The sequence below is a fragment of the Prevotella sp. CAG:255 genome (assembly GCF_000431195.1).
GTDB classification, from domain to species: Bacteria; Bacteroidota; Bacteroidia; order Bacteroidales; family Bacteroidaceae; genus Prevotella; species Prevotella rara.
In genome coordinates this window covers 21999-47713 of record NZ_HF986801.1, presented here as the reverse complement: position 1 = coordinate 47713, position 25715 = coordinate 21999, and the positions used below count along the sequence as shown (strand labels likewise).

General features: G+C 39.2%; 17 protein-coding genes. 6 read left to right on the top strand and 11 right to left on the bottom strand.

The annotated features are described in order from the left end of the window. Positions 1 to 39: 39 nt before the first annotated feature. Positions 40 to 780, top strand: a complete 741-nt coding sequence (locus QVO66_RS05565) for a TIGR02757 family protein (protein ID WP_288172643.1) — start codon at positions 40 to 42, stop codon at positions 778 to 780. Positions 781 to 965: 185 nt separating this feature from the next. Here QVO66_RS05565 and QVO66_RS05560 read toward each other — a convergent pair whose 3' ends face one another. Further along, positions 966 to 1559: an OmpH family outer membrane protein gene (locus tag QVO66_RS05560; RefSeq protein ID WP_021854431.1), complete on the bottom strand. Its 594-nt coding sequence runs from the start codon at positions 1557 to 1559 to the stop codon at positions 966 to 968. 373 nt (positions 1560 to 1932) lie between these two features. Here QVO66_RS05560 and QVO66_RS05550 point away from each other — a divergent pair, with 373 nt between their 5' ends. Together QVO66_RS05550 and QVO66_RS05545 are read left to right on the top strand one after the other, a co-directional pair. Continuing rightward, the gene (locus tag QVO66_RS05550; protein WP_021854429.1) at positions 1933 to 3390 is read left to right on the top strand and encodes an aminoacyl-histidine dipeptidase; all 1458 of its coding nucleotides are present in this window, start codon (positions 1933 to 1935) and stop codon (positions 3388 to 3390) included. Between the two features lie 12 nt (positions 3391 to 3402). Next, positions 3403 to 3765, top strand: coding sequence for a hypothetical protein (locus tag QVO66_RS05545; protein ID WP_021854428.1), 363 nt, complete (start codon positions 3403 to 3405; stop codon positions 3763 to 3765). 342 nt (positions 3766 to 4107) lie between these two features. Here QVO66_RS05545 and pyk read toward each other — a convergent pair whose 3' ends face one another. The 10 genes from pyk to QVO66_RS05495 all read right to left on the bottom strand — a co-directional run bounded on the left by pyk (position 4108) and on the right by QVO66_RS05495 (position 15081). Beyond that, positions 4108 to 5553: a pyruvate kinase gene (pyk, locus tag QVO66_RS05540; protein WP_021854427.1), complete on the bottom strand. Its 1446-nt coding sequence runs from the start codon at positions 5551 to 5553 to the stop codon at positions 4108 to 4110. Positions 5554 to 5617: 64 nt separating this feature from the next. Continuing rightward, positions 5618 to 6712: a DNA polymerase IV gene (dinB, locus tag QVO66_RS05535; RefSeq protein WP_288172642.1), complete on the bottom strand. Its 1095-nt coding sequence runs from the start codon at positions 6710 to 6712 to the stop codon at positions 5618 to 5620. Between the two features lie 30 nt (positions 6713 to 6742). Beyond that, the gene (locus QVO66_RS05530; protein ID WP_021854425.1) at positions 6743 to 7693 is read right to left on the bottom strand and encodes a DMT family transporter; all 951 of its coding nucleotides are present in this window, start codon (positions 7691 to 7693) and stop codon (positions 6743 to 6745) included. A 78-nt stretch (positions 7694 to 7771) separates the two neighbouring features. Beyond that, positions 7772 to 8752 (bottom strand): AMP-binding protein, encoded by a 981-nt coding sequence (locus tag QVO66_RS05525; protein WP_021854424.1) that lies wholly within the window; start codon positions 8750 to 8752, stop codon positions 7772 to 7774. Next, complete coding sequence (gene menC / locus QVO66_RS05520) at positions 8749 to 9795, bottom strand: o-succinylbenzoate synthase (RefSeq protein ID WP_021854423.1); 1047 nt, start codon at positions 9793 to 9795, stop codon at positions 8749 to 8751. The genes QVO66_RS05525 and menC overlap by 4 nt, the downstream gene beginning before the upstream one ends. A 188-nt stretch (positions 9796 to 9983) precedes the next feature. Further along, the gene (gene menB, locus QVO66_RS05515) at positions 9984 to 10811 is read right to left on the bottom strand and encodes a 1,4-dihydroxy-2-naphthoyl-CoA synthase (RefSeq protein WP_021854421.1); all 828 of its coding nucleotides are present in this window, start codon (positions 10809 to 10811) and stop codon (positions 9984 to 9986) included. Between the two features lie 2 nt (positions 10812 to 10813). Beyond that, on the bottom strand, positions 10814 to 12493 hold the full coding sequence (menD, locus tag QVO66_RS05510) for a 2-succinyl-5-enolpyruvyl-6-hydroxy-3-cyclohexene-1-carboxylic-acid synthase (protein ID WP_021854420.1): 1680 nt from the start codon (positions 12491 to 12493) through the stop codon (positions 10814 to 10816). Continuing rightward, positions 12469 to 13542: an isochorismate synthase gene (locus QVO66_RS05505; RefSeq protein ID WP_288172637.1), complete on the bottom strand. Its 1074-nt coding sequence runs from the start codon at positions 13540 to 13542 to the stop codon at positions 12469 to 12471. Before QVO66_RS05505 ends, menD begins: the two co-directional genes overlap by 25 nt. Further along, entirely contained in the window at positions 13535 to 13960 is a 426-nt protein-coding gene (locus QVO66_RS05500; protein WP_021854418.1) for a PaaI family thioesterase, read from the bottom strand. The genes QVO66_RS05505 and QVO66_RS05500 overlap by 8 nt, the downstream gene beginning before the upstream one ends. Positions 13961 to 14190: 230 nt before the next feature. Continuing rightward, positions 14191 to 15081, bottom strand: coding sequence for an RluA family pseudouridine synthase (locus tag QVO66_RS05495; protein WP_053399082.1), 891 nt, complete (start codon positions 15079 to 15081; stop codon positions 14191 to 14193). A gap of 457 nt (positions 15082 to 15538) precedes the next feature. Here QVO66_RS05495 and QVO66_RS05490 point away from each other — a divergent pair, with 457 nt between their 5' ends. From QVO66_RS05490 to QVO66_RS05480, 3 genes are all read left to right on the top strand, one after another. Continuing rightward, complete coding sequence (locus QVO66_RS05490; protein WP_021854414.1) at positions 15539 to 16114, top strand: manganese efflux pump MntP; 576 nt, start codon at positions 15539 to 15541, stop codon at positions 16112 to 16114. A gap of 1107 nt (positions 16115 to 17221) precedes the next feature. After that, positions 17222 to 21574, top strand: coding sequence for a choice-of-anchor J domain-containing protein (locus tag QVO66_RS05485; protein ID WP_021854413.1), 4353 nt, complete (start codon positions 17222 to 17224; stop codon positions 21572 to 21574). A gap of 375 nt (positions 21575 to 21949) precedes the next feature. Next, a complete protein-coding gene (locus QVO66_RS05480) occupies positions 21950 to 25399 on the top strand; it encodes a T9SS-dependent choice-of-anchor J family protein (protein ID WP_021854412.1) in 3450 nt (1149 codons plus the stop codon). Positions 25400 to 25715: the final 316 nt, after the last annotated feature.

Here is a 25715-nt window from a genome sequence, read left to right as displayed (position 1 = left end):
ATTTTTACATGCAGAGCCTGTTTTTCATATATTATTTATATGGATAGTAAAATAAAATCTATATTAGAGGAGTACGCTCAACGATATGAGACATCTGATTTCTTGCATGATGATCCAAGTCGATTTATGCATCAGGTTGAAGGCAGACAAAATAAAGAAGTTGCTGCTTTTGTTGCATCATGTTTGAGCTATGGAAGCAGAAAACAGTTTATGCCCAAAATACAAGCACTACTCGATTATGCTGATAACGATATGTATAATTGGATAAAGCAAGACTATTATAAAGATAGCTTTAAAGAAGATGATAAAAGCTGCTTTTACAGATTGTATAATTTCAGCATGATGTATAAATTATTTGAATCTTTACACAATCTGCTGATAGAATATGAATCAATTGGTAATTTTGTCAAAAGGAATTCTTCTGACGGATTATCTGCAATAAAAGCAATAACAAGCTATTCCGCAAAAACCAGCATAGAGACAATTATCCCTAAAAATACTACATCCGCGTGCAAGAGAGTTTGTATGTTTCTAAGATGGATGGTCAGAGATAATTCTCCAGTAGATATAGGTTTATGGAGTGATTTTATTGACAAGCGTACCTTAATTGTACCATTGGATACACATGTTCTTCAAGAAGCGAATAAATTACATTTGATAAACAATAAAACGGCCTCAATGAGTGTGGCAATAAAGCTTACAGAGAAACTTAGGGATATTTTTCCTGACGATCCGCTTAAAGGTGACTTTGCTCTCTTTGGTTATGGGGTTAATCAGTAATCATTTTTACAAATGATAAAGTCTCATAATAACTAGAAACAATAAGTTAATGTAGTTTTCTATGCATTAATAAATTCCATGTCTTATTTTGGGAATAAATAGGCGAATGCCTCAGCAACAAAAAGACACGTTGAAAATGATCTTGGAATTTTCAACGTGTCTTTTCTATTTCACAAAATATTCTATTATTTCTTTTTAGCAACTGGTTTGTATGCTTTATTTAAACCTGCAATAACTTCGTTTGTTATATCATAAGTTTTGTCGGCATACAGAATATTGTCACCAGCCTTACTCAAGATGAGAGAGAATTTCTTATCTTTGTTATATACAGCTAAATAGTGCTGGATACTATCGCGTAAAGCTTTATTAAATTTTTCTGTTTCAGCCTGGAACTCAGCACCTAATCTTTGCTGTAAAGCCTGTAAGTCCGCATTCTGCTTCTGCAAACCGGCTTGAACAGCTTCTGCCTGCTGCTGGGTATATTTATTGTTCTGTATATCCTGCTGGAATTTTGCGGCTGCTGCCTGAAGAGAACGTCCTTTGGCATTTACTGTATTTTGAATATTCTGGCTCTTCTTTTCAAGAATCAAAGAATATTCTTTGCAGAATTTATATTGAGACATAATTGAATCCACCTCAATATATGCAATCTTCATACCTGCATTTGCGGTGTTGGTAGAAGCCGACTTTTCTTCTACCTTTGGTGCTTGTTTGTTACATGAAGCCACAACGAGTGACATTAATGCAACAACAGCTGCTGAACGGATTAATTTTTTCATACCCATTATTGTTTTAAATTATTACACTGATTTATTCTTGTCCAATCTTTCGACATGTCTCCGGGCTTCTTTATCTTCATCCATTACGCAGTGTATTTTGTTCTTGCGCAAACCGGGATTATCACCCACGTGTGGAGACGAAAACTTCCCGTTCTTTAATAATATAAGCTTTATACAAAGCAATATTAAAGATATAGCAATTATTAACATGCCAAGAAGGAAAGTTTCTGCCATTTTTCTTATTTTTGCATGCAAAGATAATGCAATTCGGAGACAAAACAAAACAAACCCGTTTGTTTTTGCGGTTCTTATATTGCTTATTGTAAACAGAAATATTTATTTTTAATAAAATAACATAAATGTAGCAATAATAATGGAGAAAATTGAACTAAAGCCGGCAAGTGTCTTTGAGCACTTTGCACAGATCAACAAGATTCCACGTCCTTCAAAGCACGAGGAAAAAATGATTGAATACCTAAAGAATTTTGGTGAGGCAAGAAACCTTGAAACCATTGTAGACGAAACCGGAAATGTTGTAATAAGAAAGAAGGCTTCAAAAGGATATGAGAATAAAAAGACCCTTATCCTTCAGAGCCACATGGACATGGTTTGCGAAAAACTTGTTGATAAAGAAATCAACTTTGAGGAAGATCCTATTGAAACTTATGTTGATGGTGAGTGGCTGAAGGCTAAAGGTACGACATTAGGTGCAGACGATGGTATTGGCTGTGCTATGCAACTTGCCGTGCTTGATGACGACTCTTTGGAACATGGTCCTATAGAATGTGTATTTACAAGAGATGAGGAAACAGGACTTACAGGCGCCAGTGGCATGAAAGAAGGATTTATGACAGGTGATATGCTCATCAACCTTGACAGTGAGGATGAAGGTCAGTTCTTCATTAGCTGCGCCGGAGGTATGACTACAGTTGCCACATTCAATATAGAAAGAGAAGAGGCTCCTGAAAATTATTTCTTTTTAAAACTTTCACTTCAGGGTTTGCATGGCGGACATAGCGGTGACGATATTAATAAAAAATTCGCAAATGGTATTAAGTTACTGACAAGGTTTATTTATATTATAAACGAAAAATATGGTGTAAAACTTGTTAGTTTCAATTCTGGACGTATGCACAATGCTATTCCTCGTGATGGTGTTGTTATTTTTGCAGTACCTGCTCAATACAAAGAAAACGTCAGTGTTGACCTAAATGTATTTACTGCTGAAGTCGAGGCTGAATTCCATGTTACAGAAAAGGAGATTAAATTTAGTCTTGAAAGCACAGATAAAGGGCTTGTAATAAAAGAGCCAGTAAATACAAAATTCATACAGGCACTTCAGGCTGTAGACAATGGTGTTATGGCCATGTGTCAGGATGAAGCACTTGCATGGATGGTCGAAACTTCAAGCAATGTTGCTAGTGTAAATACTACAGAAAGCGATATAAAGATTGTCGCATCACAGCGTTCTAACGTAATGAGCAATCTTAACAATATGGGCAACACAATAAAAGCTTTGTTTGAGTTGGCTGGTGCTGAAGTTACCCAAGGGGACAAATATCCGGCATGGCAGATGAAGCAAGACAGTAAGCTCACCCAAATTGTTGTAGACACATACAAGAAACTCTTTAACAAAGAACCGTTGGTAATCGGAATCCATGCAGGTTTGGAGTGTGGTCTGTTCTCAGAAAAATATCCGCATCTTGACATGGTATCAATGGGTCCGACTCTTAGAGGAGTACATTCTCCTGAAGAGCGCTTGCTTATACCTACAGTTCAAATGGTTTGGGATCATCTTTTGGAGATAATGAAGAACGTTCCCGAGAAATAACGCTTCTGCAGGATGAAACGTTATATTAAGATTATTATCATCTGTTCTATTACTCTTGTTGCTGTAAGTTGTGGAAAGCAACATAAAGCAGAGAGTGCTGTTAAAGATTTTCTTAATCAAAACATGACGGCTGCCGACTATTCGATAAGCTTCAATAAAATTGATTCAACGAAGAATCTTACTGACAGTATGATAATTGTAATGAAAAATAGTGCGAAAAAAAACAGGCTTTTCAAGAAGAACATAGAATACGGAAATGGTAATAAGCCATATATATTCACAAAGACCAAAATATGCAATGGCAAAGATACCGTTCCTTATACATTCTATCTTGATAACACATTAAAGAATGTCATCGCTTTCAAAATGCATTAGTGAGAAGATATTTTAAAGTGTAAATGGATTCTTGGTTCCTGAAATCTAAATGAAGGATACATCAGAATTGGTGTATCCTTTTCTTTATGCTAAACCTTCAATATAATTATGCTGCATTGTTGATTGCTTTTCAGCTACGTCAAGACGTATGGAAGATTAGAAAACAAATAAGACTAATAAAGTATATATAAGTAATGAATAGATGCATTTAAAAACGCTTGCATATGTTTTCCAATTTGCTCATATATAGCACGCGTGGAGACAATCTTTTGTTGTCTCCACGCGCTTATATAAATTATGTTCAATATTTATCATCTGAAATGTTCAAAACGAGCAATCTTATTACCTGGTCTTATTTGGCAGATGAAACTCATATGAGCGGTCGAATACTTCCTGTACTTTATTTATTTCCAAGAATGTGGTTCCTCCTCCCCTTCCAAAACTGCCACTCAGATAAGCTATCTTGTCTTCCATACGTAAGTAGCCTTTTTGGCGTAACATACGCAGAGCTGCAAGGAATTGCTCCTGTGCGCCAATTTGCTCATGTTGAGCAACAGGAATAACGCCATAGCTCAGTGCCAGCCATCGCTGTGTCTTTTCCTTATAGCATATTGCAAGTACAGGGTTGGGACCTCTGAATGCAGCAAGGTTACGTGCAGTAAGACCTGTCTTACTATCTGTAATGATACCCTTCACGCCCAATCTTTCGGTCGCTTCAATTGCATTACGTGCCAAAAATTCTGTTACATCGCAATTTTCACTGAGCGGAAAGTCGTAATCGTGATCATACATCTTATCCTGTTCAGCTTGTTCTGCTATTGAAGCCATAGTTTTAACAGCTTCAACAGGATACTTTCCTGAAGCAGTTTCACCGCTCAGCATCAGTGCGTCTGTTCTATAATAAATAGCATTTGCAATATCTGTTACTTCTGCACGTGTCGGGCGCGGATTATTAATCATAGTATGAAGCATTTGTGTCGCAACAATAACAGGCTTTTTAGCTCTCATACATTTGTGAATTATCATTCGCTGTATTCCAGGAATCTTTTCTATAGGGACTTCAATACCTAGGTCACCTCGTGCTATCATGATTCCGTAAGACGCTTCTATGATTTCATCAATATTATCAACACCTTCCTGATTCTCGATCTTAGAGATAATCTTGATATCACTATTGTGTTCATCAAGAATCCTCTGAACCGCAAGTACATCTTCCTTGCTTCTTACGAAAGAGTGAGCTATAAAGTCGATATCTTCCTCTATTGCCAGTAGTATGTTGCGCTTGTCTTTCTCTGTAAGTGCAGGCAGGTCAATATGAACACCTGGCACGTTAACGCTTTTATTAGATCCTAACAATCCGTCATTTTGTACTTGTGCTACGACAGCAGGACCATTTATGCCGATTACCTTCATGTCTATCGCGCCGTCATCAAACAGGATGTCGTCTCCAACATGCACATCATTGGCAAAGTTTTCGTATGACAGATTTAATATATCGTGCTCCGTTTTCATTTCTGGACGTCCAAAAATTTTTACGACGTCTCCTGTCTTATATTCAATAGGAGCATCATTTCCCGTTGTTCTTACTTCAGGGCCTTTGGTATCAATCAGAATACCAATATGCTTACTAACCGCACGTGTATTCCGTATTATCTGTTTTATTCCCTCAGGTGTGGCGTGTGCGGTATTCATTCGTACCACATTCATTCCTGCATCAAAAAGTTGGCGAATAAAATCAACGTCGCATCTGCGATCGCTTATAGAAGCTACAATCTTAGTTTGTTTCATAAATATACGGTTATATTACCTTGATTAGGTTGCAAATTTACAAAACAAATTCTATAAATGCAAGCTATTGTGCAGCAAAATCATCCCATTCTTTGAACTTAAGTTCTCCTTCAATCCATTCTTGACGTGTTTTTTCGTTATGTGGATTAGAAACTGATAGCCCTATTAGTCTTATCGGTTTAGTAGAATAATCCACCTGCTCAATAAGTTTTTTTGCTAAAGGAAGTATGGTATCCTTATCAGTAAGAGGTTTAAATGACGTTATACTTCTTGTTGTCTGCATAAAATCGCTGAACTTTATTTTTAGCGTTAGAGTATAGCCGCAGAATTTGCTTTTATCCAATCTTTCTGTTAATTCTAGGACAATATGGTATAGCTCTATATAAATGGCCGATTTTCTATTAAGGTCAGTCAAAAAAGTTTGTTCACATCCCACGGATTTTCTTATTCTCACCGGCTCCACAGCTCTTTCATCAATGCCGCGTGCAAAATTATAATACGTTTTTCCTGACTTTCCAAACACCTCAGTTAGATGGTTAAGGGTGCATTGACGCAGCTGTTTACCGTTAAAAATGCCCATTTTATGCATAATGACAGCTGTCTTCGGACCAACACCCCAAAACTTCTCTATTGGCAGAGTTTCCAGAAACATTAGTGCCTTTTCTGCTTTAACAGTAAATATTCCGTCAGGCTTGTTATAGTCAGACGCTATTTTTGCCAAAAACTTATTGTATGAGATGCCGGCAGACGCAGTCAGATACAGTTCGTTTTTTATCCGTTCCTTTATCTTTAGTGCAATCTCTTCAGCCGGCATATTATTGATATTATCAGTGACATCAAGAAAGGCCTCGTCTATTGACAGAGGCTCTATCTTATCGGTGAAATCGCAGAATATTTCATAAACCTGCATTGAGACAGACTTATATCTGTCATGGTCACTTGCAACAACGATTAATTGTGGACACAGCTTTTTTGCCTTAAATATAGACATTGCTGAATGTATTCCATATTTTCTGGCTTCATAACTTGCTGTAGACACAACTCCACGTGGACCATCAAAGCCTACTACTATAGGCTTTCCCCGCAATTCAGGATTGTCTCTCTGCTCAATAGAAGCAAAAAAGGCATCCATGTCGATATGAATTATACTGCGTTCCACCCAATTGTTTCCTTAAGTCACCTCATTTTTTTACAATCTCCATCTCCAATGTTTTACGACAACATGGCCAAGACGTCCGATGACTGTAGTTATTTTGTTTACAGTCAATGATTTCCCTGCTATAATAAAAAGTACAGCCACCAATATCATCAGCACTCCGGTAGCCATTCTTAATGTCAGCTGTTCGCCAAACATCACCACTCCAATCACAACGGCAGTCAATGGCTCTAATGCCCCCATTATAGCTGTAGGTGTTGAGCCTATTTCGTGAACAGCAACAACCATCAACAATAACGAAATTACCGTTGGGAATAATGCCAAAATCAACGCATAGAACCACATCTCTGGAGTCGTAAGCATTTGAATATAATTGTTTTGGTCACCTGCCAACGAATAAATGATGAGAGATATTACACCAAATAATAACACATAAAATGTGAGTTTGACAGAAGATATTCGCAATGGAGATTTGTTTACAACAATTATATATATAGCATAAGTTAAAGACGAAATCATAACAAGTATCACACCCGTGATATTCAACACATCCCCGTCATTTCCCTTATATAACAGAGCAATGCCGCTAAGAGCAAGAATTATCGATAATATAGTTATTATGGTTAGTTTTTCTTTGAAGAATACGGTCATCATTACAGCCACCATCACTGGATAGACAAATAGCAACGTACATGCTATTCCTGCTCCCATGTAATGGAAGCTCAAGAATAGTGTCAATGATGACATCGCAAACAATATGCCTAATGCCACTAATATTGATGTTTCTTTCTTTGTTATCGCAAATGACTGGCGCTTGAAAAACATAAAAAGAGCCAATAACACCACGGCAAGTCCATATCTGAAGAACAATACCGTATTTGTATTTATGCCCTGCGAATAGAGTGGCAATGCGCCTAACGGATTTAATCCATAGCTAACGGCAGCACCGATGCTGCATAATGTTCCTTTTAACTTTGAGTTCATAAGACGTGTTCGTTCCTTTACTGAATTACATGCAAATAATTAATAAACAAAATAGTCAGACAAATTTTATGGTTCTAATTATCCGGTTGTATTGTTCTCTGCGATTTCTGCAGCCAATCTGCGAGCCGGTTTCCCTGTCTGTGTGCGAGGTATTTCTTTCACACTTATATATATCTTTGGCTGCCAATATTTTGGCATATTGTCTTCGCATAGTTTCTTTATTTTCTCAATATCGTCGCTTTCAACGAGTATTGCGACAACCTCACCAAATTTATGGTCACTCTTTTTTGTTATAACATATGGTACGGTCAAATATTTCTTTAACAAGGCTTCCACTTCTTCTATCTGTATTTTTATGCCCCCGCTGTCTATGACGTTATCTTTACGTCCCAATATGCGAAAATGCCTGCCATCTTTCCCAATTTCAGCTATGTCATTCGTTATAATCATCGAATCTGATACTTTTGGGGCGTCAATTACAAGGCATCCATCCTCATTTACACTCACATCAACACTTTCAAAAGGCGTATACCAACAGCTAGCCTCATTGCCGTTAAGGCGTCTTAAGGCTATATGTGACAAAGTTTCAGTCATGCCATATGTGCTCCATACCGCATTTGGAAAATCCCTGAGCTCTCTCTCCATTTTATCGTCTATCGCTCCTCCGCCTATTATCAGGTGGTTTATCCGCATAAGTATTTCTTTTTCTTCTGGCACCTGCAGACTGTTAAACACCTGCATAGGTATCATTGCAGCAAATACAGGAGCTTCGGTCATTCCAGACAATGGATGCCCTGACGGTTTCACGTTAATAAGTTTGAGCTTACGCACGATAGAGCGTACTACCACCATCTTACCGGCAATATAATCGAGAGGCATGCACAATAATGCCGTGTCACCCTCCTTTAGGTTCAGAAAATCACAAGTTATGGTTGCGCTAGCTTCCATCTTGCATTTCTCAACCATCATAGGTTTCGGTTTGCCTGTTGATCCGCTTGTGTGCACAAGCATCATATCAGAATCATTGTTCCATTCGGTATAAAAATCATCAAGTGTCATTCTCTGTCTTCTGCCAATTTACGCCAAAGTTTATTGTCTCTTATTTCCAAAGGCATGTCTATGTTGTCTGTAAAGAGCATACCCGTGCCCAGTCCTTGCGGAATGGATATATCTGGTCCATACTCTTGAGCTGTAAGTTGTGCAATAGAGTTCAGCCCTATATTGCTTTCAAGAGCACTAGTAATCCATGTCTTTATGCCTTTGTCCGTAGCAATATCTATCCATTCCTTCACACCGTTTATTCCTCCATGTAATGAAGGTTTCAGAATAATGTATGCCGGTTTTATCACATTGAGCATATATTCTTTCATGTCCGGATCATTTACGCCAATAAGTTCCTCATCTAGTGCAATAGGCATTGGTGACTCACGGCATAGCTGAGCCATGTTGCCCCATTGATGTTGCCGTATGGGCTGTTCTATCGAGTGTATCGAATATTGTGAAAGTAGTTCCAGTTTGTACAGAGCATCATTAAATTTAAAACCTCCATTTGCATCAAGCCTGATTTCCAGTTCATTATGCGAAAATCGTTCACGTATATGTTTAACCATATCAAGCTCCTTGTCAAAGTTTATTGCTCCTATTTTCAGCTTGATACATCTGAAACCTTGCTTTATTTTTTCGTCTATACGCTGCATCATTTCTTCGAAAGTTCCCATCCACACAAGACCGTTTATCGGTATTCCGGCTTCACCACGGCTAAACGGAGTATCATAGAAGTTGATGCTGCCACATTCAAAATGTTTCAGCGCAGTTTCAAGACCAAACAGCATTGACGGAAAATCACGCATTTCTTTATAATCTATTTGCCCCTCGTTCATGAACTTGTCACACATCTTGCGCAATGTCTCTTCATAATCAGGAGCATAGTCACAGCTTAAGTCTGGCAGTGGTGCACACTCGCCAATACCTTTATGTCCCGGCATATCCGGCGATGTAAGCTCCAGCAGCCACGATAGCCTTGTCATATACACTCCACGTGAAGTGCCAGCTGGTTGCTTAAAGTGAAATGTACGTGGTATAATCTTTATCTCGTATCTCATACGTAACTTTAATTTTCGGCATTAACTTATAGTCATCATTATCTTTTGTCCTGTCGGCCATATGTTTTTTATTTATAAAACAGATTTGGTAAATTACTTATGGTTGTTTAATTCCGGTTACGGTATGCACATATAGATACATACTGCAACCGGAATTAAACATAAGTATTTATATTACAACTATCTGTTTATGGCAGTTTAGGATATTTCTTGAAGTCAGGCTTACGCTTTTCAAGAAAAGCTTTTCCGCCTTCCTGTGCCTCATCCAAAAAATAGTAGAGCATTGTAGCGTCTCCTGCCAATTCCTGTATTCCCGCCTGTCCGTCAAGCTCTGCGTTTAGTCCGGCTTTAATCATACGCAAGGCCAACGGGCTGCGTTCCATCATAGTCTCAGCCCATTCTACACATGTATCCTCCAACTTGTCAAAAGGAACTACACAATTAACAAGTCCCATACGCTCAGCTTCTTCTGCTGTATATTGGCGGCACAGGAACCATATCTCTCTTGCCTTCTTCTGTCCTACTATGCGTGCAAGATATGAAGCTCCAAATCCGGCATCGAACGAACCAACCTTAGGCCCAGTCTGTCCGAATATTGCGTTCTCACTAGCAATAGTCAAGTCACACACCACATGGAGCACATGACCGCCCCCAATGGCATAACCGTTAACCATGGCAATAACAGGCTTAGGCAGAGAACGAATTTGTTTTTGAACGTCAAGTACATTTAGGCGCGGCACACCATCTTCTCCTACATATCCGCCTCGCCCCTTAACATGCATGTCTCCTCCAGAGCAGAAAGCCTTGTCGCCTGCACCTGTTAATATAACAACGCATATATCCTGAGCTTCGCGACAGTAGGCAAAAGCCTGACTCATTTCAAATGTTGTCCTAGGAGTAAACGCATTTCGATAACGCGGACGGTTAATGGTAATCTTTGCAATACCATTGTATTGTTCAAACAATATTTCCTTAAAGTCAAATCCCTTTATTGATTCCCAATTTCTCTGTGCCATATTTATTTTATATTTTTTACTAATTCACTTAATGCATTACTATCATCAGATATGTCCGTAAACACCTCAAGCAACATCGGGCGTTTTGCATCCGAGGCGAGCAGCATGGCAATGCCAAAGCGCAACTCTTCTGCATTACGTGCAGACATATATCCTATATCGTTTTGTGTGCATATACCTTGAGCAGTTGTCATGTGGCATGCCGCAACAAGTTTTTCGCACGCATTACTCTCTTTCAGTCCTTTCAAATTGTAGAATATTCCACCACCGCCATTGTTCAGCAGCAACATACGGAAGTTGCCTCTAAGATTTGTGTTCCATAAAGCATTCTGGTCATAAAAGAAACTGAGATCACCTATCACACAGAACACCATATCGCGGCATGCAACAGAAAATCCTGCTGCTGTTGACAAGCTACCTTCTATACCGTTTACACCGCGGTTACACCATACATAATGATCTGAATATATGTCAGCCAAACGAACTGCCGAACTATTGGCATAATGCACGTGATATTCATAGTCCATGTCTGCCAGTGACTCTTCAAATATTTTTACAGCAGACATCTGGGAGTATTGCGGATCATAAGCGGCAATTTTTTCGTCTATGATCTTGATCTGTTCATGCCATATATGTCTAAACTCAGCGTTGTCAAGGTCAGACACGCCGTCTTGCATACCCTCTGTTTCGTTTATCATTTTGGCCAATGCCGTCAGTGCCTCTTTATAGTCGGCCTCAATAATCCCTGTAAGATGCATAAAAGTGTCGTGTATCTCACGGTCTTCACTTATAGCCCAGCTTTCAGCTGGATGCGACAGACGTAGAAACTTTTTCAGACGTTTGCTCACCATATTGTCGCCTAGAAAAAGAATAAAGTCAGGCATATAGCGCTCGTCTTTTCCTATACGTGACAGCATCAAGTCAAAATGTGTAATAACGTCAGATGCCAGTGTCTCTGATATCGTTACAACTTTACGTCCTATAGTCTTTATGGCATCTGTAACTTCACTGTTTCTGGATCTTGTCTGTCCTACTATAATCATAGGCTTATGTGCTGCCTGAATCCGTTCTGCAATCGTTCTTAAAGCGTCTAAATTCATTACAGATGGCATATAGCTTATTTTACGCTCAAGTGGCAGTTCCTGTTGAGTGAAGTTAAACAATGGCTCGTTGATATGTACGTTAATATGCACAGACTTTCTTTCGTGTGTCTTCACAGCAATAAGAGCCTCATTCACTACTCTGTTGCAATACCAGTGCTCTTGTTCATTATTTGGCTCTGACAGCGATACGCATTTGCTCACATATTTACCGAACGCACCGCTCTGAGGCAGCGTCTGTCCGTCAAGCTGATCAATCCACTCCAACGGACGGTCTGCTGATATAACAACTATTCCCCTATGCCGATAGGATGCTTCTGCCACTGCCGGAACGACATTAAGCAATGCAGTGCCTGAAGTAACACACACGGCCACAGGACTATTATCAGCCAAAGCCATACCTAAAGCATAAAAGCCTGCACTGCGCTCGTCTGTTACAGGGTAACATATTATGTCTGCACATTCGTTAAAATTGTGCACTATGGGCGCATTTCTTGACCCAGGACACACCACCACTCGTTTCACCCCGTGTGCAACAAGCAATGAGGTTAGTATATTTATATTCTTCTTATCGCTAAACATCGTCTCATTGTATCCATTTTGGCTTCTGTTTCAAGCCATTCTGTTTCTACTTCACTTTCACTTAACAATCCACCACCGGCATATAGTTTGCAGCATCTGCCTTCTATCTGCATGCATCGTAATGTCACAAAGAGATGTGTGGAGCCTTCGTAGTTCAGCGGTCCTGAGAAGCCGCTATAATATCCTCTGTCACCGCTTTCATTATCTAATATAAACTTGTAGGCTTCTTCTTTGGGCAGTCCGCATACTGCAGGCGTTGGATGAAGTGTCTTTATAAGATTTCCTATACCTGCATTGACATTCAAGTTAAATCTGAAATGTGTGACAATATGTATCAGCTGACCGGCCACAAGTGTCTGTGGTTTTGCTTCATCAACCTTTGGGGTAAAACGCCGCAGGCGCTCTTGTATATAGTCGGCAACATATTGCTGTTCGTGTATGTTTTTTTCGTCCCACACATCGTATATATTCCAGTTTTGCATTTTCTGTACTTCCGACTCGTCTACAATACCAATACGTTTTGTTCCGGCTAAGGCCACTGTATGCCATTCTTCTTCATGTCCTTCAACCAATGTCTCTGGCGTTGCCATGATCCATGTTCCGCTGTAAGGTGTAGATACAAGCGCTATAAATTCATTTGGATATATACGGCAAGCTCGTTTGAATATCAATTCCGGGGTAATATCTTCACAAGCATTTTCCACACTATTTCTCGCCAATACAATCTTCCGAAATGTTCCTTTACATAATTGGGAATGAAATTTGTTGAAATCAGTTTTATACTGCCTATGCTCTTTGTCAATGTCACGATTGCTAAAAGCCAGCGACTTATGCTTACTACAATCATCAATCTTGCAAGTTTCAGTCTCGTCGGGTCTTATCAGCAGCAACGGATGCTTTTCAGACATCATAAACGGTGAAAAGACAAAACCCGTCCTTCCGTTTAAATCTGCATATGACGGCAATATTTCAGCTTCGCCGTCACACTGTCGCATAATGGTGTAGGTTGTCTCATGCGGCAACCTGTACATGACAAAGCTATTATTCATCAGTCTGATTTTTTGGAGTAATGATATAGTTGGTAACATGTATGGTAGAGATGAGTCCGCCAGACGAATCGGTTATATCAACATCCCATACATGCAGTTTATGTCCTTTGCTGACAAGTCGTGCCGTAGCCGTAACAGTATCACCTTCTGCCACCGCCTTGACGTGATTGCCGCTGACACTTATGCCCACACATATTTTGTCGGGGCACAAAGCCAACGACCCAACTCCGGCAACATTTTCAGCCAATGCCAGTGAGGCACCGCCACTAAGGAAGCCGAAGGGTTGGCGATTACGTTCGTCAACCGTCATCGTTGCCTTGCATATATCGTTCTCTGGCGTAGAGACAAAATCCATACCTAAGGCGGTCGACAGATTCGGACGCCGCTCTATCAGTCGTTTCACTGCTTCAACATCCATAGGCGCTCCTGTCGTGCTATTTAAAGAACATATAATAACATGCCGCAAGAACGGCTAGTATTATGATAAAGAAGATTGTCTTCATAAGACAACCCGCAACTTTCTTGAATATAAAAATGCCTACAATGAGCGCAATAATACAAAAAATATAATATCCAAAATTTTCCATTTTCAAACTACATTAGAATTGTGTATCCGTTCTTCGTGGAATACTGCAATTTTAAGTAAGACTATTTAAAAAGTTTTCTGAAATTTACCGGTATAGGCGTTTCAAACTCCATACGGCGTCTTGTTATAGGATGGTAAAAACACAGGACATAAGCATGAAGGCACAGACGGCCTATTGGATCATCACCATTACCATATTTTATGTCACCGCACACAGGATGTCCCATGTCTGCAGAATGCACACGTATCTGGTTCTTTCTGCCTGTCTCAAGCCTGAATTCAACAAGGCTGTGATCAGTGGTCCGGTCAAGCGTATGAAAATGCGTTACTGCGTATTTGCCTCCGTTGTCATAAGGAGAAGAGTATGTAATATAAGCCTTGTTGTCTTTCAACCAACTGGTCATAGTTCCATAGTCGTCCTCCATTTCACCGCTTACCACAGCAACATATCTGCGGTCATAAACTATGTCATGCCATTCATGTTCCAGTATCTGTTCTGTCTGCATGTCTTTGGCATAAATCATTAGCCCGCTGGTGTCACGGTCAAGTCTGTGTACGACATGTGCAGTGCATTTCTGCCTGCTCGTCTTAAAATACGAGTCAAGCACTGTCTTGACGTTCAGCGAACTATGGCCTGCAGCCATCGACAATATGCCAACATTCTTTTCTACAACAACTATATAACGGTCTTCATAGACAATCTTGATGTAGCGGTTTTTAAACATTTCAGCGTTTTGCTTACTCCTGCTTACAGCTACTTTCATACCGCAACTTAAGGGATAGTCAAACTGTGTTATCACCTTACCGTTAACCTTCACCCCCCTGCCCTGCAACGTAGATTTTATCTTCGTGCGGCTTGTATTCTCCATGCTGTCAAGCAGAAATTCCAGCAGCGGTTTGTCTTCTTTTACCGTTAAATGCAGATAATTATTGTCGTTATAATTTGTGCGCATATAATTGTTGTTGTTATAAATCAGGAGCAAAATAGCCAATTCCCGTTTTTAGCGTTTATGCCGAGACTCAGCTTAGCTTATGCAAAGATAATGCAAATCGAGAGCAGAATCATCCAAGTCTTGCTTGAGCGTTATGCCGAGATGCAGCTTAGCTTATGCAAAGATAATGCAAATCAGATGCAAGTCAAAATAAAATCATCTATATTTATGCTTTTACCGCATGTTACACCAAATAAACCGATAAAACAAAGGTTCTGTCAGCATATATATGATTTGTTTATATTTATGATAGTGCAATAAATTATTGATTCCAAATAATTGTTTGTCACCAATCACTAAAAGTTCAATGACCATTTGTGTTAAAATATTTTTTATTACCTTTGCACTAGCAATTTGCCGTATCAAGGAAACAATATCCTACGGCACATAAATATCATACATCTTACCAATTGACACGATGAGTCTTATTGATATCACATTTCTTGCCTTGGCTTTAGCAATGGATTGCTTTACAGTTTCCATTGTCAGTGGAGTCATTATCCGTAAATACATTCTTTCGATTATTTTGCGCATGGCAATTCTGTTCGGTCTGTTTCAGGCAATGATGCCTTTTATTGGTTGGTTAGGAACAAGCTATTTCAGCCATTACCTTGAGTCTGTCGACCATTGGATTGCATTTGGTCTTTTGGCTTTTCTTGGTGGGAAAATGATAAAAGACTCGTTCGGAAGCGAAGAAGAGGCTCATTTTGACCCTTCAAAACTGACAAGCCAACTACTCTTTGCTGTTGCAACCAGTATTGACGCCCTGGCTGTAGGCATATCTTTCGCATGTCTTGGATATAAAAATATAGAACAGCTAACCTTGCCGCTTATCGTCATTGGCGTATGCTCGTTCGTTATGTCTATATTAGGCAACATTCTAGGCGTAATGTGTGGCAAGTCGATAGTAAAGCGCCTTAAGCCAGAATTTATTGGAGGAGTGATTCTTCTTCTGATAGGTTTCAGAATATTATACGAACACATCAGCTTTTAACTTAAATCTGCTAGTTTACATATTCCATCTTTATTCTTTTTCTATTTCGCAAAAACAACCATTTTTTTGAAAAATATAAAGATAAAATGTAAAGCATAATTACCGTCTTTTTTCTTAAAAAGGAATCTCCTTTTAGAAAAGTTTATGTTATACCTGATAGATTGATAAAACTATATTATTAATCCAAATCAGTCTTTGGATTCAACGTAAGTATATTGTCATTCACTTTTAAACATAATGAGCCATATAATGAAATGTGATAATATTAGACCAACATACAACTTGAAAACACCAAATTGCCTGTTGGTTTAAACCGTATTAAGCCTAATAATCAATTTGAATTAAGCATTATGGCATATATGCCATAATGCAATTTAAACTTTAATATTTACGGATAAACATATGTTAATCAGCGACATATAACAAAAGATTAAAATTATAGTTACAGATGTTTTTATCATCAATAGAAATGTCTTCTTGTCTATGTACTTTTGCTATGCAAATCACTCTATAATAGTTATTTTTTTAATGAAAAATAGAACAATAGTAAATATAAATTTAATATGATTTAGAAACCATTGAAATACGATACAAAACTCAATGAATTTCGTATCGAAACTCAATGAGTTTTTAGCCCAAAATCATTAAAGTTTTGAAGAATTTTAATAACCACTATAGAAATTTATTTTTTGTAAATATTTTATGAATGTATTACCTACAGTATCTAAGATTATACTAATAATTGAATACAATTAAGTTTTTATAAAATTTTGATACTCATGTTTTATTACAAAACATAATAAATACGTGTAACACGTTTATAGTTAATTTTGAATAAATATTTTTATAATTGCTATTTTTTAAAGAAAAGCACATGCAAGTCAAAGCATATTTATATACTACTTTACCTGAAAACTCTACGATTTGACGGATATTGTATTTGTGTTAATTATTTTTAACCAAACGAGATGCAAGGCTAGAATATTAATACCTATATTTGAAAACTTTCATATATATATTTATTAAGAATCCGGATTTTGCATCTAAAAGGGTTCCAATGTAAAATCCGGCAGTATTATTTAACCCGTGAACCCTGCGCTATTTACTATGAGAAAGGATTATCATCTTCAGGTCGTGTCCTTTGTCACTTTAATTGTGCTTTTGGGGACAAGCATTACCGCCAACGGACAATCGTATTTGATTAACGAAGGTTTCGAGGGCGAAGGTTTTCCGCCTAAAGAATGGAAAATTGTTGATAACGACGGAGACGGACACTGCTGGCAGACAGCAACACGAAGTGATGCTACTGTCAGTGGAGAGAAAACTGCTATATCATATACTGTAGACCCGAATAGTCCTACAGAAGAATATGGCGTACAGGACAATTATCTGATAACACCTCAAATTGAGGTTACAAACGAAACATTCCAGATTTCATTTAAATATTGCGCTCAAGACCTTGACAGCAAAGAAAAAATTGAAGTGAGGATTTCTGAATCAGGAACTGATGTTAAAGACTTCACTACCATACTATATGAAGAAACCGTAGACAACGGATATGACGACTATCCTACATTAAAGACTTTAACACGCTCATTAAGCGAATATAATGGGAAAAAAATATATATAGCGTTTGTACACAAAGGTTCAGGAAGTTATGCACTTGGAATTGACGACGTGGAAGTGACAAACCAGAAAGGACCGAAAGCAATAAGCAATCTTACTGTTACTCCTGGAGAGAACGGAGCTTTGTCGGCAACACTTACATGGAAAAATCCACAAACAGACGGCACAGGAACAGATATTACGGGAGAACTGGCTATAGGCATATACCGCGACAATAAACTGCTGACCGCAATAACAGAAAACGTTACTCCAGGCGGAACATCATCATATACAGACACAAGTATGGATAATGGCATGCATACATACTCTGTAATCGCCAAGACTGGCGAAGGACAGTCAAAGGCTGTATCAAAAAGAGCATACATAGGGGAAGACGTTCCTGCAGAAGTAGAGAACTTAAATGCCTATGTGTCGGAAGGACAAACCATAATAACATGGAATGCTCCTACCAAAGGCATGAATAAAGGATATATAAACACGGAAAATCTGACATATACTATTGAGCGAAAAACGGATAATGGAACTGAAGTGATAGCCGAAGGAATAAAAGAAAGACAATACACAGACAAAGTGTCGGCTGGAGCTCTGCACTCATATATCGTTACGGCATCTAACAATACAGGTACCAGTAAGCCTATAACTTCTAATGCTGTAATAAGTTACGGAGATGACATGAAAGACATATCTGCCGGCATGAATGCAAATACAGAATACGGAAATCCGTATCTGCCATTTGATTTCAGTCAGCGCTACGGTGTTTATCAGGCAGTATTCTATCCTGAGGACTTAATGTATGCCAAGGGCACCATACGCCATATTGTATATAAGAACAGCTTTAGCTCGAGCAAGTTGGAAAAGCCTATACGGATATGGTTAGGTGAAACAGACAAGCAGGATTTATCGGAAGGCTGGATAAGCACAGAAAATATGAAAGAAGTATATAACGGGAATATAGCATTTGTCAACGGTATAAATGATGTTCCTGTAGAGTTGGCTGAACCATATGAATATACGGGAAAGAATCTTGTAGTTGTAATGACGATGGACTATAGTCAAGGCAATGGAGGGTATTTTGACAGATTCTTTATCGAACAAACACCGGATAAGCCTAAACGCACACGCAGCTATATGTCGTATGAACCGATAGACAAGTCCATGCTTACAGAGAGCACGGGCGGACTTTATGACGCTATGCTTATGACCAGATTTGTGATGAACACGAAAGACGCGGCCGGACTCCATGGAACTGTAACTGATAAAGATACCGACAAGCCTATAGGCGGAGCAATAATTTCGATACCTGAACTTAAACTGTCGACCGTAACTGACAACAATGGAGAATACAGTTTCTATGTGGTGCCAAGCGGACTGCAGCATGTAACGATAACAGCAACAGGATATCTAGATTTTGAAAAAGACATAACAATTCAGAATGAAGGTGAACAGACCGAGAATTTCAGTATAGAAGCCAAACCTACAATAACTGTAAGAGGATGCATAAAAGCAGAAGACACAGGCAAACCGCTGAAGAATGTAAGAATTAATGCTTACGGTTATTCTGATGTAAGCACAACGAGTGCAGACGACGGTACATTCGAATTGGGCGGAATATATGCCAACGAGAGTTATTCGCTCAGCATAGAAACACCTCTTTATGACGTATACAGACAGGAATTGCCTAGCGATAAAGACTTGAATATGGAAGAAATTATACTTACACGCAGCCTTATCAGCGTCTATGGAGTGTCTGGCGAAATCAGTTCTGACGGCTCTTATTCAACAATAAGCTGGAAAGACCCACTTTCGAGAAAAGGACGCATAATGTGGACAAAATGGGGCAACTCGGAATATAACGAGAGCACCGGAGGTGACTATAGTGCAACAGACTATAATGTAGCTCACGCATTTACGGCAGACGACATAAAAGACTCAATGATGATAGGACAAAGTTTTCTGAAAATGAAAGTATTTATTAAAGCCGAACAAGGTACCTATACAGCTAAAATATGGAAAGGAAAGCGTGACAATAACGTGGAAATAGCTTCAAAAGAAATACCTGCTTCTGAAATCACGGCAGAAGGAGCATGGGTAACAGTCGAGTTTGATTCGCCTGGCGTAGAGATTAAGGAAGGAGAAAACTATCTGATAGGAGTAAACTGCAAGAATGGTCCTACTGACCCAATAGGCACCGCCGGCTATGGAAGCAGCATTGACGGAAAGAATAATCTGAAATGGAGCAATAATCAGTATTTATATGACGGATATTATGCATGGAATATTTCTGCATACTGCGGCATACCAGGAACAGAATTGCCAGTAACAACAGAAACAGAAGCGCCGAAATGCTCATATAACATATACCGAATAGATACGTCGCAACCAGAACAAGAGACAAAACTTAACAAGGATCCGCTAACGGAACTGACATTTACTGATAACGACTGGGACGAACTTACAGCAGGGAAATATATGTATTGCGTGAAAGCAGTTTATAACACAGACAAGGAGTCTGCCAGTGCATATACTGACACTATTGTAAGGGCCATCAACATTGATGCCGGCATAGCTGAATTCATATCACCTATAAAGACTATAGATCCACAAGGTAAAGTTGAAGTAAAGGTAAGGGTCAAAAACTATGGCGAAAAACCGCTGACAAATGTATCTGCATATTTCACCGTAAACGACAATGAACCTATTGGGGAAACATTCACGGTAAACTTAAACAAAGGCGAAACCACAGACCTGACTCTTGGTTCTTATGAACTGAAAGAAAAGGCTCTATACATATTCAAGGCATATACTGAAATTGAAGGAGACGAGGCAGTAAACAACGATGCCAAGACATTCTCTTTGCCAAACTTTGATGATGTAGGCCTGCGTGCGTACAGATGGGACGCTTACGGGAATGCCGGTATGATGAAAATACACTCTAACATACCGGAACAGGCTTCGTTCATAAAAGAAGTAATACCGGATGAAGCATTAATAAATGCCGGAGAATATTATGACGGACGTGTATATGCATACACGGCAACATGGTATTCTGAGCCAAGACAATTTGTTGTTCTTGACACAATAACTTGGGCTCCTGTAGCATCAGCTACAACAGAAGACTATATACAGGATATGGCATTTGACTACTCGTCGAAGACGATGTTTGGATTGCGTGCCACAAACACTACCAGTGAACTTGTAAAAATAAGCCTGACTAACGGTGAGACAGAACTGATAGGCAATACCGGAATAAACTTGCATGCAATGGCTTGCAGCAAGGACGGAATATTGTATGCCATATCTTCAGATGGTGACCTATGTACTATAGATAAGGCCACGGGTATACCGACAACAATAGGAAATACAGGAATAGCAGACGTGGCGTATCTTCAGTCAATGGCATTTGACCATAATACAGGGCGATTATTCTGGGTGCATACCGGTGCAAAAAGTCAAGGCGAGCTATATGAAGTGAATCCAGAGACGGCAAAACTGACACCGTTAGGAACGGCAATTTATAATGATAACGCATCGGAACTAGTTTGCCTATACACTGTTTATGATCATACTGCAAGCGGAATAAACGCTATGAATGGTAATGACGGTAAATTCATAGTTTATCCAGACGAAAAGAACCTGACCATAAGTTTACCGCTTGAAAATGCCGAGACTGCAGAAGTTAAAATAGTAAACACTGCTGGTATTATGGTTGCGTCAACAATAGTGAATGGTCAAATTACATCATATAAAGTCAACCTTATGCCTGGTGTCTATGTAGCTATAGCCAAAACATCAGCAGGAAGAATATATAAGGCAAAACCATTTGTGATAAGATAAAGATTTAAATTATTAATAAGTAAGCATTAAGAGCCAGAACTGTACAACAGAACATGGCAGTTCTGGCTCATTTGTTAATAAGCAACAATCTGTAATTCTCTTGGATTTAAATAAATATAATTAATAATAGAAGAAAAACTAATTCAAATTATATATGACATATTTATACGACAAAAATTGGATATGCAAATTATGAGATGAAGTATAAAACATATTAGAATCGTTTAATTTACTTTGTATTTTCTGGTATAGATGAAAAATCATGCAATTAATATACAAAATTTTGCATCCATAGCAAAAATATACTATATTTGTATTTAATAAATCACATTGAGAACCTAAACTCAAATTCACTAACCACAAACAACTAAAAACATGAGAAAAAGAAACACAACGCTTGCATGCACACTCATGCTACTTATGTCTATGTTCTTAATTCCTGCCGATGTAGGTGCACAAATTAAGTGGCAAGAAGATTTTAATTATCCAACCGGTAACCTCTATGGCCATGGCGGATGGGGAAAGTATGGTTCTAATCCTAACGATCCTATACAGGTAGTAGAACAAACCCTAGACTATGAAGGATATCCTGGAGGGGTTAAAGGCAAATCAGTAAAACTAGGGGCTGCTTCGTCAGGAGAAGACTTACTTGTTAGATTTGATCCTAGTGAAGAAGGTATAAAGAATGGTACAATGTATTATTCTGCTCTAATTAATGTTTCTGAGGCACCAAGTGGTCCTGTACATGTAATGGCATTGCTGGCACGCACATTCAGCAGCGTTGTTAAAGACGGAACAAGTCCTACAGAATTAGGCCGACTATATGTTAATGCCGGTGACGACGAAGGACACTATAAGCTGGGAGTTGAACGCGGAAGTACAAAAGCCGTTTATGCAAACAGAAGTTTCAATATCGGTGAAACTTATCTCGTTGTTGTTAAATATGAGATTGGTGCAGCCGGTGAGCGTTATGACGGTGTTACGCTGTATGTTAATCCAGCAAGCTATACTGAAGAGCCAAAAGTTGCTGATGCTGTGTTTGACCCGTCATCAGCAGGTAGCGGTATATCAACATGGGGATTACAAGGACTTGAACTGCGCCAAGGAACAAATTATAGCGCAACAGCACCTACTTTACTTGTGGGATCATTGCGTGTAGCTGACAGTTATGCAGAACTCTTTACAGAAAATGCAGGACCAGGAGAAGACACTCCGGTAATAACTTTGAGCGAAAGAGGTTTGGATTTTGGTACGTTGTATAGTGGTGACATAAAGACCAAGACCGTAAACATGAAAGGCGTAAACCTGACGGACGACATAACAATAACTGTAGACAACGATGAATTAAAGCCGTCAGTTACAACTATATCTGCAGCAGATGCAATGGCAATAGAAGGTGTGGATGTAGAATTTACGCTGACACCGACAAGCGAGAACGGCAAGGCAACAATAACATTTGTCAGTGAAGGAGCTACAGACGCAACACTCGGAGCGACATGGAGCACTATCGCTGTGAAAGACATTGCCACCCTAAAAGAGTTTGCAACAGAAGACGGTGAAGCATATCTCACCTACCGATATAAAGGCAAGGCTGTTGTAACGTTTGTAGACAAGAGTCAGGCAAGTCCCGTTTATTACCTTCAGGACGAGATAGGCGGACTGCAAGTGAAGAACGACTACGACATGATGACCGAGACGTATAAGGAAGGCGACATGGTTACAGGATTTATAGGAATGATAACCAGTTCGTTCGGCGTAAACTCGTTTATTCCGTTGACAGCATCACTCGGTACACTTGTTTCAGAGAACAACACTGTTGAGCCTGTAACAGTGACGTTGGCAGACCTTAAGGCTGCACCGACTGATTATACAAACAGATTAGTGAGAGTTGCAGATGCACAATTTAAAGACATTTCAGAAGGTGCCACATTTACCGAAAGCATGTCTCAACCCACAATAACAGACGCAACAGGAGAAGGTAAACTAAGACTGTTTAAAGGTACAACCCTAATAGGAAAAGCAATACCGACAGAAACAGTACATATAACAGGACTGTCGACATCAGCAAGTGCTGTAATTGTTGCGCCGCGCAAGGCTGAAGACATAAAGTCGGCTGTAGCGTCAGAACCATCGTTGACTGTTACCCCTTCAAAATTTGAAATGGCAGCAGGACTGGTTGGTAAGTCGTCAGAATTTGGAACGGTGCATATAAATGCAGTAAACATGCCGGCAGCAACCAATTTTGAGATTATCGGCAAAAACCGCGATATGTTTGAACTTTCGGCAACATCAGTACCCGCAGGAACAAACGAGACCGACATTGTGATAACATATAAGCCCACAGCAATAGGAAAACATGAAGGACGCCTGTTTATAGACTGTCCAGAAATGCCGTTACTGTCACAAAGCATTACTCTGTCAGCCTATGCTATAGACGAGCTGAATCCGCCGACAGTAACAGTAAGTCCTGAAACATTGCCTAAGTTTGAAGCCAAGGTCGGCGAAAGACAGGAGCAGACAATAAGCATAACGACAGCCAATCTGCCAGACTATGCATACATGAAACTGAAAGAATCAGGCTCGTTCCTGTTAAATACGACAATGCTGATGAAAGACGCTACAGCAAATGTGAAAGTTACGTTTGCTCCGAAAGAAGCCGGAGAATATGAAAACGAGATTGAGATATACGGACTCGGACTGGACACATTGAGAGTGAAGATAAACGGTAAGGCAGGTGAAAGTACTGAGCCGGAGCCTGAAAAGGAAGGCGACGAGTTGCCGCTCGACGCTTCATCACCGATGAAACTCGTAAATGAACATTTTGACAATGTAACAAAGAACAAGCCTCTTAGCATAGAAGGATGGAAAAACCTTGCAATGGTTGGTAAACGTGCATGGTGGGGATATGAACTGCCTGATGAAGATGAGTCTGCGGGTGAAAAGGTTGCAAAAGTTACTCCTTACGACAGCAATGTTGCCGAAGGCAAAGAGACTACTTGCGAGATGATGCTCGTAACTCCACCACTCGACTTTAAGAATTCAGAATCGAAGATGTTTACGTTCAGAGTGAGAGGCGACTATCTGGCGGACAACCAGACAGACCTGCTGGAGTTATGCTATATTGACCTGGCTGAAGGTGATATGTTTGTGGCACCAGTTGAGGGATTCGCTATGCCGAATACTGAAGACCAAAGCGGAGAATGGCAGGAATATCATATAGACCTGACCGGACAAAACATCGCTGACGTGTTCTTTATGGGATTCAGATTCAAGAGCACACGCGGACGTACAAACTCTGCAACATATTATATTGACGATGTAAGTTACGGCCGTACAGACCTAGCTGTTATCAGGCCTTCGCTCACACAGCTTGCATTCACTGCAACGGCTGGAAAAGATGCAGTATCAGATGAAATAACTGTAACGGGTAACAACCTTGCAGAGCCAATCAAGCTGTCTTTGGGAGGTCCAAATAAGAGTAAATTTAAATTGTCAACAACTCAATTACCTGTAACAGGCGGCTCATTTATGGTGTCGTTCAATTCTGACGAAATAGGTGTTCATGAAGCTTATGTGAAGTTATCTTCACGAGGTGCAGCCGATATATACGTGCCAATATCTGTAAATAATACTGTAGCAGGTTGCATAGATGGTATCAGTGTGGAACAATGCGACATCGAGGTATACGACCTTAATGGAAGAAAGATAGCAAAACATAAGATGACGACAGCAGAGAAAGTGAAAGAAAATCTGCCAACAGGTATCTACGTAATAAAACAGATATCAGAAAATAGCATAAATGTAAGTAAGATTAGAATTAAATAGATTAATATTTAGTCTGTTTTAAATAAGGTCCATAAATACGAAAACCTGTTCCCTGAAAATATTGACAAATATAGGGAGCAGGTTTATTTTTTTACCATATATGATGAAACTGTATGCTATGAAAAACATAATATGATAAGCGTCATCAATACCCTATCTCATTTAAATGATAAGACATGGCAACATAATAAATAATTTATGGATAAATTATTGTGTTGAAACTATTTTACGACAAAAGCCACACTCATAAATAATAAACGCCCTAACTATTTTTAAGTTAAAAATAAACAGACAGAACAAAACAATAGTTTATTAT

Excerpts from the sequence above, each read along its gene's own strand:
- QVO66_RS05565 (WP_288172643.1), top strand. The coding sequence starts at position 40 with ATGGATAGTAAAATAAAATCTATATTAGAGGAGTACGCTCAACGATAT.
- QVO66_RS05560 (WP_021854431.1), bottom strand. The coding sequence starts at position 1,559 with ATGAAAAAATTAATCCGTTCAGCAGCTGTTGTTGCATTAATGTCACTC.
- QVO66_RS05550 (WP_021854429.1), top strand. The coding sequence starts at position 1,933 with ATGGAGAAAATTGAACTAAAGCCGGCAAGTGTCTTTGAGCACTTTGCA.
- QVO66_RS05545 (WP_021854428.1), top strand. The coding sequence starts at position 3,403 with ATGAAACGTTATATTAAGATTATTATCATCTGTTCTATTACTCTTGTT.
- pyk (WP_021854427.1), bottom strand. The coding sequence starts at position 5,553 with ATGAAACAAACTAAGATTGTAGCTTCTATAAGCGATCGCAGATGCGAC.
- QVO66_RS05530 (WP_021854425.1), bottom strand. The coding sequence starts at position 7,693 with ATGAACTCAAAGTTAAAAGGAACATTATGCAGCATCGGTGCTGCCGTT.
- QVO66_RS05525 (WP_021854424.1), bottom strand. The coding sequence starts at position 8,752 with ATGACACTTGATGATTTTTATACCGAATGGAACAATGATTCTGATATG.
- menC (WP_021854423.1), bottom strand. The coding sequence starts at position 9,795 with ATGAGATACGAGATAAAGATTATACCACGTACATTTCACTTTAAGCAA.
- menB (WP_021854421.1), bottom strand. The coding sequence starts at position 10,811 with ATGGCACAGAGAAATTGGGAATCAATAAAGGGATTTGACTTTAAGGAA.
- menD (WP_021854420.1), bottom strand. The coding sequence starts at position 12,493 with ATGTTTAGCGATAAGAAGAATATAAATATACTAACCTCATTGCTTGTT.
- QVO66_RS05505 (WP_288172637.1), bottom strand. The coding sequence starts at position 13,542 with ATGAATAATAGCTTTGTCATGTACAGGTTGCCGCATGAGACAACCTAC.
- QVO66_RS05500 (WP_021854418.1), bottom strand. The coding sequence starts at position 13,960 with ATGGATGTTGAAGCAGTGAAACGACTGATAGAGCGGCGTCCGAATCTG.
- QVO66_RS05495 (WP_053399082.1), bottom strand. The coding sequence starts at position 15,081 with ATGCGCACAAATTATAACGACAATAATTATCTGCATTTAACGGTAAAA.
- QVO66_RS05490 (WP_021854414.1), top strand. The coding sequence starts at position 15,539 with ATGAGTCTTATTGATATCACATTTCTTGCCTTGGCTTTAGCAATGGAT.
- QVO66_RS05485 (WP_021854413.1), top strand. The coding sequence starts at position 17,222 with ATGAGAAAGGATTATCATCTTCAGGTCGTGTCCTTTGTCACTTTAATT.
- QVO66_RS05480 (WP_021854412.1), top strand. The coding sequence starts at position 21,950 with ATGAGAAAAAGAAACACAACGCTTGCATGCACACTCATGCTACTTATG.